The following is a 14,558-nucleotide window of genomic DNA, read 5'->3' on the forward strand; positions in this document are numbered from 1 at the left end:
TAGAACAGAACAAGAACGTGCCTGCGGCCTACCTCCGCGCAACCGGGAAAGCCGGCCACCTGTGTTGCGCCATGCTTGTCAGGGTCGGCGTCTGTGCTCCGGACAGGCTCTCATAGATCCACAGGTTCCGGAGCACCGTTGGGACATAATAGCGCGTCTCCCAATAGGGGATGCTCTCGATCCACAGCAGCGGGTCCCCCTTGTCGTTGACCTGCCACCGCCCGACCGGGATCGAGCCGGCGTTATAGCTCGCGATCACCTTGGGGAGCTGGCCGCCGGTCGCAGGGTGACCGCGCATCATCTCGATCCAGGCTTGGCCAAACTCCATGTTGACCGCGGGATCCTTGAGGTTCCCGGCCGGAATGCCACGGAGGCGCGACAGGGTCGTCATGGTTCCGGGCATGATCTGCATCAGGCCGACTGCTCCGGCCGGACTGACGGCCTCGGAGCGGAAGCTCGTCTCCTGGAGGGCGTGCGCGAGTGGCAAGGCCGGATCGATGCGCCATCCGCTGCGTGGAGCCCAGCTGGGTTGCGGGTAGCGCGCCGCGCTCGGCACCCGGGCACCGGGCCGGCCGAAGTGCGCCAGCCAGTGCTGGGTGGCGGGAAGCTCGAGCCGCCTGGCCACGGCGACGAGAGCCGTTTGATCGGCCGGGTTCCCGATCCGCGCCTGGTGGCGGAGATATTGCCCGGCAAGATCGCGCTCGCCGATTCGCACGAGCTCGGCGGCGCGGCGAACGTTGGGGAGGGTGTCGAGATGCGTCGCCGCCGCCGCCGGAAGCGGGGCGACCGAGACGCCCATGCCGAGTGTCCGCCGGGCAAGCAGGCCGTAGAAGGTTTCGGGATTGCGGGCCGCGGCGCGCATCAGGTTCGCCACACCCGCCGGGCGCCGGCACGCCATCTCGCTGCGTGCTGCCCAATAATAACCGCCGGCGGCAAGCGACGGTTCGGTTGCACGCTGGCCGACTTCGAGGAACAGGCGGGAGGCGAATTCGCAGTCGTTCTGACGCCATGACGCCATTGCCGACACCCACGCGCCCTGCACGGCCCATTCACCGAGCGCTCCGGTACGGCCGGTCTCGGACACCCGGCGGGCGTGGGCGTCCTGGCCGGTGACGTAGTAGATCCACGCCACTCGCTGGGCGGCCTCTGCGCGAGCTTCGGCGGACAGGAGGGGCATACGCTCCATCAGCAGATATTCCGCACCGACCGCGTCGTCTGCCTTGACGAACGGCTCGAGGTCGGCGCGCAAGCGGTCCGCTTCAGGTTCGCCCGTCACCGGCCGGGCGCGCTGTCGGCGGGGCGACGCGCCGATCTGAACGACAGGATAGGCGGGCGCGATCCGCGGAAGGTCAAGCGCGCCACGCGATTCGGCGAGCCTGCGCAGCTGGGCAGCCTCCGGAAGCTCGGGCGCCTCGGCCAGCAGGTTCAGCAGCGGGCCGAGCTCAACCGGCGGCGAACCCTTGGCCGTATATAGCTCCGCCCTGGCGACCGCCGCCAGCGGGCTGGCCGGCAAGGCGGCGATTCCGGCCTGGGCTGCGGCCCACTGGCCCGCGCGGATGGCGTCGAACACGCCTCGCCAGTCTCTCGGGACTTGCATGACCACAGGCTGCCCCAGCGGCGGGGCAGGCTGCTGTTCGACCGGTTCGGAGGCCACGACGTCCTCGGGCACGGGTGCCAGCGGATCGTTCGCTGGTTGAGACGCTAGGCTCGCAATGGCTGACAAGCCAAGGATTATGCTCATGAAACCTCTTCACTCATCAACAGCAGCAGGTCCCGCCAGGCATGGGCCTTGTCGCTCGGCCGGCCGAGCAGCATGCGGGGGTGGAAGGTGACGACTGCCGGCACTCCGGCCACCCGATGGACGCGGCCTCGGGCCTGCACCAGCGACTGGCCGGTCAGCGCCTTGGCCGGGCCTTCGCCGAGCAGAAGCAGGCGCTTGGGCCGAACCAGCGCGATGTGGTGGCGCATCGTCTCGGCGCAGTGCTCGGCGTCGGCCTCGGCCATGCGAGTCCCCGGAGCGGGGAAGCAGGACAAGGACGCGACGTAGGCCTGATCTGCGGAGATGGCGATGGCGGAGAGCATCCGCTCGGCCAGCGCCCATGCTTCGCCGGCGATAGGGCGGCCTTCGCCGATGTCCTCGCGCTCGGGCACTCCGGCGACGAGCATGATTTCGGCCTCGGCCGGGCCGTGGGGCAGTGCGCGGGCCGCACCTGCGCGGAACAGGGGCAGCTCGCTGCTCTCCCGCAGCCAGGAGTGGAACGCCTCGAGTGTGTCGGCGGGCTTGGTTGCCGGTGGCGCGATGGGCGGAAGCGATGCCCGGACAGGCTCGACCCCGGCAGCGGCTTGTGGGACGTCTCCAGTGGGCGCCGGCGATGCTGGCTTCAGCCACTGGCGAGGTTGCTCGCCAACCGCCGTGTCGACGCCCGCCTCCAGCCACCAGCCGAGCAGGCTTGCGGCGTCGCGCATGTCCAGGCTGTGCACGTCCCCACCCATGGGCGCAACATAGCGCCCCGAACCATTGACGCCACCGCTTAGTCGAGGGAAGGGACGGCGACGAGACGAAGAAGGGCGACCCGTGAGCGAACGCGAATCCATGGACTATGATGTCGTGATCGTCGGTGCGGGGCCTGCCGGCCTGTCGGCGGCGATCCGGCTGAAGCAGCTGGCGAACCAGGCCGGGCGCGAGCTGACCGTTTGCATTTTGGAAAAAGGGTCGGAGGTCGGCGCTCACATCCTGTCGGGGGCGGTGATCGACCCCAAGTCGCTTGACGAACTGCTGCCCGACTGGCGCGAGGATAAGAGCTGCCTGCTCAACCGCGTGCCGGTGACGTCCAACCACCATTGGGTGCTGACCAGGAAGGGCAGCTTCAATTTCCCGCACCTGATGATGCCGAGCTTCCTGGACAACAAGGGCATGTTCACCGGCAGCCTGGGCAATCTGTGCCGCTGGCTGGCGGGCAAGGCCGAGGAACTCGGTGTCGAGATCTTCCCCGGCTTTCCCGCGGCGGAAGTCCTGTTCCACGATGACGGCTCGGTGAAGGGCGTCGCGACGGGCGACATGGGCATCGCTCGCGACGGCACCCGCCGTGCCGACTATCAGCCGGGGATGGAGATCCACGCCCGCTACACCTTCTTCGCGGAAGGGGCGCGGGGCAGCCTGACCAAGCAGGTGAAGCGCACCTTCGAGCTTGAAAAGGATTGCCAGCCGCAAGTCTACGGCATCGGGATCAAGGAGTTGTGGGACATCGATCCCACGAAGCACGAGCCCGGCAAGGTGATCCACACCCAAGGCTGGCCGCTGGACGATGCGTGGGGCGGCGGGTGGATCTACCACCAGGCGAACAATCAGCTGTCGATCGGTTTTGTCGTGGCGCTCAGCTACAAGAATCCACATCTGTCCCCGTTCGACGAGATGCAGCGCTGGAAGCAGCACCCCGCTATTCGCCAGATGCTGGAGGGTGGCCGGCGGGTGTCCTACGGCGCGCGTGCGATCAACGAAGGCGGTTGGCAGTCCGTGCCTCGGCTGGCCTTTGCGGGTGGAGCGCTGATCGGCTGTTCGGCGGGGTTCGTGAACGTCCCGCGGATCAAGGGCACGCATACGGCGATGAAGAGCGGCATGCTGGCCGCCGAAGCCGCATTCGAAGCAGTCGCGGCCAACCGCCGCTCCGATGTGCTCGACACCTATGAACCGGCGGTCCGCTCGGGCTGGATCGCCGAAGAACTCACCAAGGTCCGCAATGTCGAGCCGGCGGTGGCGAAGCTCGGGGCGACCATCGGAACGTTGGTGGCGGGTGCCGACATGTGGATGCGACAGCTGAAGATCGGCCTGCCATTCACGATGAAGCACCATCCCGATCACACCACCCTGTGGCGCCGCGATCTTGCGCCGAAAATCAACTATCCGAAGCCCGACGGGGTGATCAGCTTCGACAAGCTTTCCTCGGTGTTCATCTCCAACACCAACCATGAGGAAGACCAGCCGATCCACCTGACGCTGAAGGACCCGACCATTCCGACGCAGGTGAACCTGCCGGAGTATGACGGACCCGAGCAGCGTTACTGCCCGGCTGGCGTCTACGAATATGTGCTGGAAGGCGGGGCTCCGCGGTTGCAGATCAACGCGCAGAACTGCGTCCATTGCAAGACCTGCGACATCAAGGACCCGTGCCAGAACATCAACTGGGTGACCCCGGAGGGCGGCGGTGGCCCAAATTACCCGAACATGTAGCCTGGCAGGTCTGGCCGCGATGCTGGTGGCGGCTCCGGCTCTGGCGCGGGTGGCGCCCCCCAAATCCAGCGACCTGTCCGTGTTCGTGGGTGCGCGAGCAGCGGAGCTGGCGGGCGATGCGGGGCGCTCATCGCTCCTCTATGCGTCGCTGGCCCAAGCCGACCCCGACAGCACCATCGTCGCCAATCGGGCGATTGCACAGGCGATCGCCGCCGGGAACATGGAGCTGGCGCTCGGACTGTTGCGGCGCGGTCCGGCCACCAGCGCCATCGATTCGACGCTGCTCCTGACCGCCGATCATCTGGTCCGCGGACGGGACAAGGAAGCGCTGGCCGTCCTCGACCGCGACAGTGGCGAAGGGAGCCTCGGTTTCCTTCGACCGTTCGTCGCGGCCTGGATCGCAGCGGAACGGCGTAGCGCATCGGCGCTCGATCATCTCGGCCAGGTTCCGCGGGGAAGCGGGATCGCGCCCTATCTCACCCAGAATCATGCACTGATCCTGCTCCGGCTGAAGCGCATCGAGGAGGCTGAGCCCGTCGTCCGTGCAGCGCTCGGCAGCGCAGCCGGGCGGGAAAGCTGGCTGCGAACCGCCTTTGCTGACGCTTACCTGCGTTCCGGCGACCGGGCCCGAGCCTTGCGGCTACTGGGAGGGCGGGACATCGTGCTGGCTGATGCGCGGGAGCAGATCGAGCGCGGCCAGCCGACTGGGGCCGGCATCGCCACTGCCGCGGAGGCCCTTTCCGGTCTGCTGGTTTCGCTTGGGATCGACCTTGCGCGCGGGGAATCCCGGGAATTGCCGCTGGCGATGGCGCAGATTGCCCGCCACGCCGACCCGAACAATGCGCAGGCGGCAATACTCATCGGCCTGCTGCTCGGTGAGAGCGGGCGGACGGATGAGGCTCTGGCAGCCTTTCGATCGATCCCGCGCGACGCGGTCTTCGCGTCCTCGGCACAGGATGCGGAAATTCGTGCCCTGCTTCGCGCGGAACGCAAGGCCGAGGCGCTCGCGCGTGCGCAACTGTTCGCGAGCGGGAACGACGTCAGCGCCGACGATTTCTCCCGCCTGGGAGATGTCTACTCCGAGCTGGCCCGGCACGCGGAGGCCGCGGCTGCCTTCCGGCGTGCGGTCACGCTGGTGGAGGCTGGTGCGCCCGGAGGCGAACCTTGGGCGCTGCACCTGCTGGAAGGCGGGGCGCTGGAGCAGGCCGACCGCTGGCCCGAAGCCAAGGCGGCGCTGCAGCGCGCCCGCCACTTGGCGCCGGACAATCCCCTGGTCCTCAACTATCTTGGCTATGCCAAGCTGGAGCGTGGCGAGGAGTTGGACCAGGCCGAGGCGATGATTGCTCGGGCGAGTCAGCTGGCGCCTCGCGACCCTTCGATCACCGACTCGCTCGGCTGGGCGCAGTTCAAGCGCGGCCGGGTGGACGAGGCGATCGCCACCCTGCAGCGCGCCGCCGCAGCCGATCCGGGGCAGGCCGAGATCCATGAGCATCTCGGCGACGCGCTCTATACCGCGGGCCGCAGGTTCGAGGCGCGCTTTGCCTGGGCGGCCGCGCTGGTGACGGCGGACGACGACGTCAGGTCGCGCATCGAGTCCAAGGTGCGCAACGGCCTCGCGCCGGCCACCGCCGCGCCCTGATGAACGGCGCTGCCGGTCGCTGGAGCGAGCTTGCTCCGGCCAAGATCAACCTCGCGCTCCACGTCCGCGGGCGGTTGCCGGACGGGCGGCATGCGATCGAGACCCTGTTCGCGTTCTGCACCGACGGCGACCGGGTCGAAGGCTGGTTCGTGCCGGACGGGAACGGCATGTCGCTGGAACTGGCTGGCCCATTCGCCAGCAATCTGGGCGAGGGGACGAACCTAATCGAACGCGCATGGGACGCGATGAGAGCAAGGGTCGGCGTTCCAGGCGAGGGCAGCTGCACCGCTTTCAGGCTGACCAAGACCCTTCCGGTCGCATCCGGCGTCGGCGGAGGCTCCGCGGATGCAGCTGCTGCGCTTCGGCTGATGACCGCGATGTGGGGCGTCGATCCGTCCCATGCGGCAGCGGTCGCGCCGAGCTTGGGAGCGGACGTGCCGGCCTGTTTGCTCAGCATGACCGCACGCGGGGAAGGGGCGGGCGATGCGCTCCGGCTGATCGACGATCCGTCGATTCCGGGCACCCCCATCCTGCTGGTCAACCCGCGCGAGCCACTGTCCACCCGCGAGGTGTTCGCCCGCTGGGAGGGAGCGGATCGCGGGGCGCTCGGTCACGACTGGCGAGGCGGGCGAAACGACCTTGAGGCACCTGCTCGCCTGCTGGTGCCCGCAATAGGCGAGGTCCTCGACTGGCTGGCAGCTCGGGATGGAGTGCAGATAGCGCGGATGTCGGGCTCCGGCGCGACGTGCTTTGCGCTGTTGGCCACGGACGAGCAGCGCGACGCCGCCGCTTCTGCGTGTCCGGAGCGCTGGTGGCACCTTTCGACCAGCCTGCGCTAGGAAGGCGTATGGCCTCGTCTCGCCCGATCCTGACTGCCGACCAAATGCGTGCCGCCGAGCAGGCGGTCATTGCCTCCGGGACGCCGGTCGTGCAGCTGATGGAACGCGCCGGGGCAAGTCTGGCCGAAGCGGGCTATCGGTTCGCGGGGCCAATGGAGACATTGGTGATCTGCGGCCCCGGCAACAATGGAGGGGACGGCTATGTCGCCGCACGTCACCTCGCCGCGCGCGGCGTGCCGGTGCGGGTCGCGGCCCTGGCCGACCCAGCCACCGAGGCAGCGCGCTGGGCTCGAGAGGGCTGGACGGGAGCGGTTGAGCCGCTGCCGTCGGCCAGGCCCGCTCCCTTGCTGATCGACTGTCTCTTCGGAACCGGCCTCAAGCGAGGCCTGGACGATGCTGTTTGTGCGAAGCTTTTCTCTCTCAGAGGACGGGCGCACCTCGCCATCGCCTGCGACCTCCCTAGCGGGGCCGACAGTGACTCCGGAGCGCTGCTGTCGCCAGTCCCCGATTTCGACCTGACGGTGGCGCTCGGCGCCTTGAAGCCGTCGCACCGTCTGCTTCCGGCGATGCCCTTGATGGGCCGGGTGGTGCTTGCTCACATCGGGGTCGAGCCTGCGGGCGAGTGGCATGAGATCGGGCGACCCCAGCTTCCGCCGCTGCAGCCCGGCGGACACAAGTTCACGCGTGGGCTGGTCCATGCGCTGGCCGGCAAGATGCCTGGGGCAATCGCCCTCGCGGCTACCGCAGCGGCGAGGGCGGGTGCGGGCTATGTGCGGGTGAGCACGTCGCGGCGCCTCGACAATCTCCCCGCTGCGGTGGTGCAGACCGACACCGCCGACTTGTCCGACCCGCGCATCGGCTGTGTCCTGGTCGGTCCCGGAATGGGCAATGTACCGCAGCTGCTGACACTCGCGCTGACGTCGCCGGCGCCCAAAGTGATCGACGCCGATGCAATCGGCCTCCTCGGCGATCCCGAGCGACTGCGCGGGCAGGACGCGATCGTCACGCCCCACGATGGCGAATTCGTCCGGCTGTTCGGGCAGCTTTCGAGCAGCAAGCCGGAGCGGGGGCTGGAAGCGGCGCGGCGGAGTGGCGCTGTGGTGGTGTACAAGGGTGCGGATACGCTTGTGGCCGCGCCGGACGGGCGACTCGGCTTTGCCCCGCCGACACCGGCCTGGCTGGCGAGTGCGGGAACCGGCGACGTTCTGGCCGGGATGATCGCGGCGATGCGGGCGCGCGGGCTGCCGGCGTTCGAGGCGGCTTGTTCCGGGGTGTGGCTCCACGGCCGGGTCGCGGAAGTGTCGGGTCCGGCGATGATCGCCGATGATCTCGCCGAGGCCATTCCACGCGCGCTGGCGATGCTGGCATGAGCGAGCCGATCGTCAGGATTGCGGCACGCGGGGATGGGGTGACCGCAACGGGCCGTCATGCCACGCTGGCGGCACCGGGCGACTTGCTGCTCGCGGACGGTACGGTCGAGCCGGGATCCCACCACCAGGTGCCGCCTTGCCGTCATTTTCCCGAGTGCGGCGGCTGCCAGCTCCAGCATGTCGATGACGTGGCCTATCGCGTCTATTTGGTCGACCGGGTGGCGGGCGCGCTGGCGCAGCATGGGCTGGAAGCGGACATCCGCACACCGCACCTTTCTCCCCCAAGGACACGACGGCGGGCCTCTTTGCGGGCGGTGCGCGCGGGAAAGGCGGTGGCACTCGGCTTCAACGCCGAGCGGTCGCACCAGATCGTCGACATGCACGAATGCCACGTGCTTCGCCCGGAGCTCTTTGCCTTGGTCGCGCCTCTGCGCAAACTGCTGCCGAGCCTGTTGGTAGGGCGGGGTGCAGCCGGCGTTCGGCTGGTCTTGTGCGACCAGGGCGTCGATGTCGCACTGGAGGGTGTGCGGGCCGAGGGGCTGGCGGCGGCCGAGGCGCTGATCGACTTCGCAGAGCGCCACCGGCTGGCCCGGCTTGCGCTCGACCAAGGCTATGGGCTGGAAACCCGGTTTGAGCCGGTGCCAGCGACCGTGACCCTGTCCGGGGTGCCGGTGGATCTCCCTGCCGGAGCATTCCTGCAGGCAACGGAAGATGGCGAGGCGGCGCTGGTTCAGGCGGTCCGCGAGGCGGCAGAGGGTGCGACCCGCACTGCCGACCTGTTTGCGGGTTTGGGGACATTCGCGCTTGCGCTGCCCGGTCAGCTGCTTGCTGCCGAGGCGGGACGGGACACGATCTTGTCCTTGCTGTCCGCAGCGCGGCGGAGCGATCGTCCGATCCAGACCCAGCACCGCGACCTCTACCGCCGCCCGCTGGATGCCGGAGAACTGGCCGGCTTCGATGGCGTGGTGCTGGACCCGCCCCGCGCTGGAGCGGTGGAGCAGGTGGCTCAGCTAGCCGGCTCGGCCGTGCCGCGCATCGCTTACGTCAGCTGCAACCCCGCGACCTTCGCCCGCGATGCGCGGGTGCTGGTGGATGGGGGGTATCGGATCGCCTGGGTGCAGCCGGTGGGCCAGTTCCGCTGGTCGACGCACATCGAACTGGCGGCTGCCTTCGCGCGCTAGTGCCACAGCCGCAGCGCCGCGTGCACCGTCAGGCTGATCAGGCACAGGGATGAAAGCAGGAACAGCCCGAAGCGAAGTGCGACAATGTTGACACTCACCTGCACGAGGCTGTGCAGGATGCGAAGGCCAACGTAGCCCCAGGCGAGCCACACGTTGATCTGGTGATCGAACCCCATCACGATCAGCGCGAAAACGATCGCATAGAAGATCGTCGGCTGTTCCATCAGGTGCGCGTAATTGTGGGCCTTCCAGTTTACCTCGTCCGGGATGACGCCCTCGAGATTTTGCCCGCGGCCGCCGCGACGGTTGAGGCCGATGCCCGCCTTCCGCATGGCCGGGAGGCGCGTCGCTGCCATCAGCAGCATGATGACCAGGCTCCACGCGATGAGCGCGACGACCGGGCCGAGCAACGGACTTGGCGACATGAGAAACCCTCCCCCTGTTGTATAGGGGGAGGGTTATCGTCTTCTACTCAAATGCCAAGCGAAGCTTAGTCGAACAGCTTGGCGAAGCGGCGCTTCTCTCGGTTCTTCCACTCGCCCTTGTGCCAGGCGGCGGACGCGAGGAGCGGTAGGACGGAGGTCGCTTCGGCGAACACCATCTGCTCCAGCGCGGTGGACACCTTGCCCCAGCTAGCCGCTTCCTGAAGCGTTGACGACGAGCAGGCGCCGTCACGCACGTCCGCCACCGTGATCTGGATGGCGTACTTGTGCACCTCGACATCGTCGTGGCCGAGGATCTCCGCGCAGACGACGGTGTCCTGCGTGAAGTTCTTCGGAACGCCGCCGCCGATCATCAGCAGGCCGGTGGTGCCGGCCTTGATCTTGATGTCCGTCAGCTCACGGAAGTCAGCAATCGAGTCCATCGTCATGTAGCGGCGGCCGGCCTTCATCGCGTCGACCTGGTGCTTGACGAGGCCAAAGCCCGCCGAGCTGTCGGTGAACGCCGGGCAGAAGATCGGCACGTCATGCTCATAGGCCAGCTTGACCAGGCTGTTGTCCTTCTTGCCGTTGCCGTCGGCCAGCCACTTGCCCATCTCCTTGATGAACTCGCGGCTCGAGTACGGGCGTGGCTCCAAGCTGTCGGCGATCTTGCCGATGGTGTAGTCGCAGTCCTGAAGCTGCTCTTCGTCGATGTAGGTGTCGTAGATCCGGTCGATGTAGAGCGAGCGCAGCGTGTCATCGTCCGGGATTTCAAGCGCTTGGTAGTGCTTGTGGCCAAGCGCTTCGAAGAAATCCATGTCGACGATGGTCGCGCCGGTGGCGACGATCGCGTCGACCATGTTGGACTTCACCAGTTCGGAATACAGATCCATGCAGCCGCCGGCCGACGTCGATCCGGCGACCACCAGGATCACCGAGCAATCCTTGTCCTCGAGCATCTGGTTGTAGATGTCCGTGGCGCGGGCAAGGTCGCGGCTGGTGAAGCTCATCTTGCCCATCGCCTCGACCAGCGGACGGGCGTCGAACTTGGTGATGTCGATATGCTCGACGGTGGACGACAGCAGCTCCGCCTTGCGGGTGTCGTTGATCTTGCCCTGGTCCTGAACCTTGATGAGGGTGTCGGTGGTCATGTCAAACTCCGATGAGTCCCCGCCCGGCTAGCGGGCGAGGAGCACAAAATGGGCGTGTCATTGCGTTCGGAGGGGACAGCCTCACCCTCCTGGTACGCCCCGCACATAGGCGAAGCGGTAGTCGTTTACAGCGTGACCACGTTGGAACGGGCCTGGGGCACGACGGCTCCGTAGAGGCTGGCCATCGGTTCGTCTTCCACGACGATCCGCGCCTCGGTGCCGAAGCCGTTGAAGCCGGTCCGCATCGCGCAGCCGTATGCGCCGAGCATGCCAACCTCGATATAGTCGCCAGGCTGCACGTCCGCCGGAAGGTTGAACGGACCAGCCATATGGTCGAGGTCGTCGCAGGTCGGCCCGTAGAAGCTGAACGCCGTCGGACGGACATGGCTCTCCGGCTCACGGACGAGCGACACCGGGTAACGCCAGCCGATGTGCGCCGCATCGAACAGCGCGCCGTAGGCTCCGTCGTTGATGTACAGCTCGTCGCCGCGGCGCTTTTCGACGCGGACCAGCACGCTGGCATATTCCGCGCACAGCGCCCGGCCCGGCTCGCACCATAATTCGGCCGAGTAGCTGATCGGAAGCTTCTCGAACGCTTCGTGGATGACCGTGAAATAGGTCTCGAGCGGTGGCGGCTCCATACCGGGGTAGGAAGAGGGAAAGCCTCCACCCACATCGACGATGTCCACGGTCACCGCCGCTTCGACGATGGCGTCGCGAACGCGGGTCATCGCCTCCGCGTAGGCCGCCGGCGTCATCGCCTGGCTGCCGACGTGGAAACAGATGCCGAGCGCATCGGCCGCCTGGCGGGCGGCGAACAGCAATTGCTTCACCTCGTTCGGCGCAGCGCCGAACTTGGCTGCAAGGCTGAGCTTGGCATGCTCCGAGCTGACGCGCAGGCGGACGAGCAGGTTGAGATCGCTCGCCGCGACTCCGTCGGAGGAGGTCGCATCGACGATCTTGTCCAGCTCCTCAAGCGTATCCAGGCTGAACGTGCGCACCCCATGCTCGAAGTAAGCCTCGGCGATCGCCTCCGTGGCCTTGACCGGGTGCATGAAGCACAAGGTCGCCCCCGGCAGCGTTTCCGCGACCAGGCGCACCTCGCCGATCGAGGCCACGTCGTAATGGGTCACTCCGCCGTCCCACAGCACCTTCAGCAGGTCGGGCGAAGGGTTCGCCTTCACCGCATAGAGCGAGCGGCCCGGGAACTTCTCGACGAAGAAACGTGCAGCCCGTCGCGCGGCGTGCGGACGAAGCAGCGTGACCGGCTGGACCGGCTTCAGCTTGGCGATTTCCGCGGCACCGGACGTAGCGGCGACGTGGGCAGGGGAGGCAGCTAGCCCCAGCGCGCGATGATGCTTGTGCAATTCAAGGGACCTCCAAGTGCCTGACGGCAAACATTGACGAAAGCTGCCTTGCGGTTGGAAGTCCCATGGGGCAGCGGAGGCGCATATATGAACGACGGTCCAGGGACGCAACTCTTTTTGGACCCTGCCCGCGGGCAGGCCAACGTTCCGGCGCGCTCGCAGCTCCGATTGGCTAAGTCGTTTGGAAAGAAAGGAATGCTGTTCAGTGCTGATGCCTGACAGGAACGATGTCCTCGCCGCCGCGGAGCGTATTTCGGGACAGGTGCTGAAGACACCGCTGCTGCAAGCGCAAATCCGTGGCGCCCGAGTCTGGTTGAAAGCGGAATGCCTCCAGACCGGCGGTGCGTTCAAGCTGCGCGGCGCAAGCAACCGGCTGCTGAAACTGGCGCCGGGAGAGCGGCGCCGCGGAGTGGTGGCTTTTTCGTCGGGCAATCACGCGCAAGGCGTGGCGATCGCCGCGAAGAGGCTCGGCGTTCGCGCGACCATCGTCATGCCGTCCGATGCTCCCGCGCTGAAGATCGAAGCAACGCGTGCCGAAGGGGCCACGATCGTCTTGTACGACCGCCGCACCGAAGACCGTGTCGCGATCGCGCGCAGTCTGGCGGACGAGGAGGGGGCAACCCTGGTTCCCAGCTTCGACGATCCGGACATCGTTGCTGGGCAGGGCACCGCCGGGCTGGAGATCGCGGAGCAGTTGGGCCGTGAGCCCCGGCAGATCGTGGTCCCAACCGGCGGCGGCGGGCTCGCGGCCGGGATCGCCTTGGCGTGTCCAGCCGCCCGCCTAATCTGCGTCGAGCCGGAGGGTTGGGACGACATGCGGCGGTCGTTAGAGCAAGGCGAGATCGTTCCGGTCGACGGTGGTGCTCCGCCGACCTTGTGCGACGCCCTGCAAACCCCGCGCGTCTCGCCGATCACATTTGGCATCCTTCAGGAGCGGAGCGCACTTGGCGTGTCCGTCACCGAGGATCAGGTCAGGCAAGCGGTGCGATTTGCCTGGCGCGAACTGAAGCTGGTAGTCGAGCCAGGCGGCGCGGTGGCGCTGGCCGCGCTGCTGAGCGGGAAGCTCGCGCCGGAGGAGGACACTGTCGCGGTGCTGTCCGGGGGCAACATCGACCTTGACCTTCATTCTCGCATCCTGGCGGAGGCTTAGGCCGCGGCGATCCGATACTCACCTGGCCCGAGTTGTGCCGGCGAGGAGCGCTCTACCGTGCGGGTCAGCTCTTCCAGTTCGGCGGCAAGGATCTGCAATTCGGCCGCGAGCGCCTTCGGATCGACGTCGGCCAGCGACGCCGAGGCATCGAGCAACGTGTCGAGCATCATGGCGATGCACGGAAGGATCGTCTCCTCGATGCGCTCGAACGCGTCAACGAGCTTTTGCTGTTGTTCCGGACCGATCATGCGCGCCATGATGAGCCCAGCCGGTTAAGTTTGTCTGAAAGCCGGCAGTAAGGAGACGAAGGGACACAATGCCCGCGCTTGCCGCAGCCACTCTCTCCCTCGCGATGATCGCGTCGATGGTCCTGCTGTTTTTCGGCGCCCGTGTCACAATGAAGGGCGAGCACCGGAAGCAGGGCGTGCTGATGATCGTCGCCGGACTGGTGATCCTGGCCAACGTCTTGATCTGGACGGTATAGCGCCTAGCGCTTCAGGTCCTTCGCCAGGCGCATGTCGAGGTAGCCGTTCACGCTCTTCATCAACAGGTCCAGCTCGTTGGCGAAGAAGTGGTTCGCTCCCGGGATGGTGTCGTGATGGATGGTGATGTGCCGCTGGGTCCGCAGCTTGTCGACCAGCTTCTGCACCGCGGGCGGGGTCACGACTTCGTCGGCTTCGCCCTGGATGATGATCCCCGATGACGGGCACGGAGCCAGGAAGCTGAAGTCGTACATGTTGGCCGGCGGCGCGATCGAGATGAAGCCCTTGATCTCCGGCCGGCGCATCAGAAGCTGCATTCCGATCCACGCACCGAAGCTGACGCCCGCGACCCAGGTCGTCTCCGCCTCGGGATGGATTTGCTGCACCCAGTCAAGCGCGCTGGCAGCATCGGACAGCTCGCCGATGCCGTTGTCGAACGTGCCTTGGCTCTTGCCAACGCCGCGAAAGTTGAACCGCAGCGTTGCAAAGCCGCGCTTGACGAAGGTCTGATAGAGCAGCTGGACGATCTTGTTGTTCATCGTCCCGCCTGCCTGCGGGTGCGAATGCAGGATCAGCGCCACCGGCGCGCGCGGCCGCAGCCCCGGATGGAAACGGCCTTCAAGGCGGCCTTCTGGACCGGGGAAAATCACTTCGGGCATGATGGCTCGCGCAAATGGAAATGGTGGCGGGTAAGGCGCGGACCTATATAGGCCGGCATCATTGCAGCGC

Annotated in this window: 14 protein-coding genes; 7 read left to right on the forward strand and 7 right to left on the reverse strand. The window is 67.0% G+C overall.

Annotation, left to right across the window (positions count from 1 at the left end):
- Positions 1–28: 28 nt before the first annotated feature.
- Both ACFQPG_RS09505 and ACFQPG_RS09510 read right to left on the reverse strand, forming a co-directional pair.
- A complete protein-coding gene (locus ACFQPG_RS09505) occupies positions 29–1,741 on the reverse strand; it encodes a transglycosylase SLT domain-containing protein (protein WP_380812398.1) in 1,713 nt (570 codons plus the stop codon).
- A complete protein-coding gene (locus ACFQPG_RS09510) occupies positions 1,738–2,466 on the reverse strand; it encodes a uracil-DNA glycosylase (protein WP_380812400.1) in 729 nt (242 codons plus the stop codon). The genes ACFQPG_RS09505 and ACFQPG_RS09510 overlap by 4 nt, the downstream gene beginning before the upstream one ends.
- A gap of 109 nt (positions 2,467–2,575) precedes the next feature.
- On the opposite strand from ACFQPG_RS09510, the gene ACFQPG_RS09515 reads away from it, so the two are divergent.
- From ACFQPG_RS09515 to ACFQPG_RS09535, 5 genes are read left to right on the forward strand one after another with little or no spacing between them, the layout of a single operon-like run.
- Positions 2,576–4,228 carry an electron transfer flavoprotein-ubiquinone oxidoreductase gene (locus tag ACFQPG_RS09515; RefSeq protein WP_380812402.1) on the forward strand — a complete coding sequence of 551 codons (1,653 nt, stop codon included), beginning with the start codon at positions 2,576–2,578 and terminating at the stop codon, positions 4,226–4,228.
- Positions 4,203–5,867 (forward strand): tetratricopeptide repeat protein, encoded by a 1,665-nt coding sequence (locus ACFQPG_RS09520; protein WP_380812404.1) that lies wholly within the window; start codon positions 4,203–4,205, stop codon positions 5,865–5,867. Before ACFQPG_RS09515 ends, ACFQPG_RS09520 begins: the two co-directional genes overlap by 26 nt.
- Positions 5,867–6,706: a 4-(cytidine 5'-diphospho)-2-C-methyl-D-erythritol kinase gene (locus ACFQPG_RS09525; protein WP_380812406.1), complete on the forward strand. Its 840-nt coding sequence runs from the start codon at positions 5,867–5,869 to the stop codon at positions 6,704–6,706. Before ACFQPG_RS09520 ends, ACFQPG_RS09525 begins: the two co-directional genes overlap by 1 nt.
- An 8-nt stretch (positions 6,707–6,714) precedes the next feature.
- Positions 6,715–8,076: an NAD(P)H-hydrate dehydratase gene (locus tag ACFQPG_RS09530; RefSeq protein WP_380812408.1), complete on the forward strand. Its 1,362-nt coding sequence runs from the start codon at positions 6,715–6,717 to the stop codon at positions 8,074–8,076.
- Positions 8,073–9,257, forward strand: a complete 1,185-nt coding sequence (locus ACFQPG_RS09535; RefSeq protein ID WP_380812410.1) for a class I SAM-dependent RNA methyltransferase — start codon at positions 8,073–8,075, stop codon at positions 9,255–9,257. The genes ACFQPG_RS09530 and ACFQPG_RS09535 overlap by 4 nt, the downstream gene beginning before the upstream one ends.
- On the opposite strand, the gene ACFQPG_RS09540 is transcribed toward ACFQPG_RS09535, so the two are convergent.
- From ACFQPG_RS09540 to ACFQPG_RS09550, 3 genes are all read right to left on the reverse strand, one after another.
- Positions 9,254–9,682, reverse strand: coding sequence for an MAPEG family protein (locus ACFQPG_RS09540; RefSeq protein ID WP_380812412.1), 429 nt, complete (start codon positions 9,680–9,682; stop codon positions 9,254–9,256). The genes ACFQPG_RS09535 and ACFQPG_RS09540 overlap by 4 nt on opposite strands.
- A gap of 65 nt (positions 9,683–9,747) precedes the next feature.
- A complete protein-coding gene (locus tag ACFQPG_RS09545; protein ID WP_380812414.1) occupies positions 9,748–10,830 on the reverse strand; it encodes a deoxyhypusine synthase in 1,083 nt (360 codons plus the stop codon).
- 125 nt (positions 10,831–10,955) lie between these two features.
- A complete protein-coding gene (locus tag ACFQPG_RS09550; protein WP_380812416.1) occupies positions 10,956–12,197 on the reverse strand; it encodes a type III PLP-dependent enzyme in 1,242 nt (413 codons plus the stop codon).
- Between the two features lie 211 nt (positions 12,198–12,408).
- Between ACFQPG_RS09550 and ACFQPG_RS09555 the strand changes: the two genes are divergently transcribed.
- Positions 12,409–13,347 (forward strand): threonine/serine dehydratase, encoded by a 939-nt coding sequence (locus tag ACFQPG_RS09555; RefSeq protein ID WP_380813115.1) that lies wholly within the window; start codon positions 12,409–12,411, stop codon positions 13,345–13,347.
- Here ACFQPG_RS09555 and ACFQPG_RS09560 read toward each other — a convergent pair.
- Positions 13,344–13,604: a hypothetical protein gene (locus tag ACFQPG_RS09560; protein WP_380812418.1), complete on the reverse strand. Its 261-nt coding sequence runs from the start codon at positions 13,602–13,604 to the stop codon at positions 13,344–13,346. The genes ACFQPG_RS09555 and ACFQPG_RS09560 overlap by 4 nt on opposite strands.
- Before the next feature lie 59 nt (positions 13,605–13,663).
- Here ACFQPG_RS09560 and ACFQPG_RS09565 point away from each other — a divergent pair, with 59 nt between their 5' ends.
- Positions 13,664–13,831, forward strand: a complete 168-nt coding sequence (locus tag ACFQPG_RS09565) for a hypothetical protein (protein ID WP_380812420.1) — start codon at positions 13,664–13,666, stop codon at positions 13,829–13,831.
- A 3-nt stretch (positions 13,832–13,834) separates the two neighbouring features.
- Here the strand turns inward: ACFQPG_RS09565 and ACFQPG_RS09570 are convergent, their stop codons facing one another.
- Positions 13,835–14,488 carry an alpha/beta hydrolase gene (locus ACFQPG_RS09570; protein ID WP_380812422.1) on the reverse strand — a complete coding sequence of 218 codons (654 nt, stop codon included), beginning with the start codon at positions 14,486–14,488 and terminating at the stop codon, positions 13,835–13,837.
- Positions 14,489–14,558 lie beyond the last annotated feature (70 nt).

The sequence above is a fragment of the Sphingomonas sp. GCM10030256 genome (assembly GCF_042666415.1).
Classification (GTDB): Bacteria; Pseudomonadota; Alphaproteobacteria; order Sphingomonadales; family Sphingomonadaceae; genus Sphingomicrobium.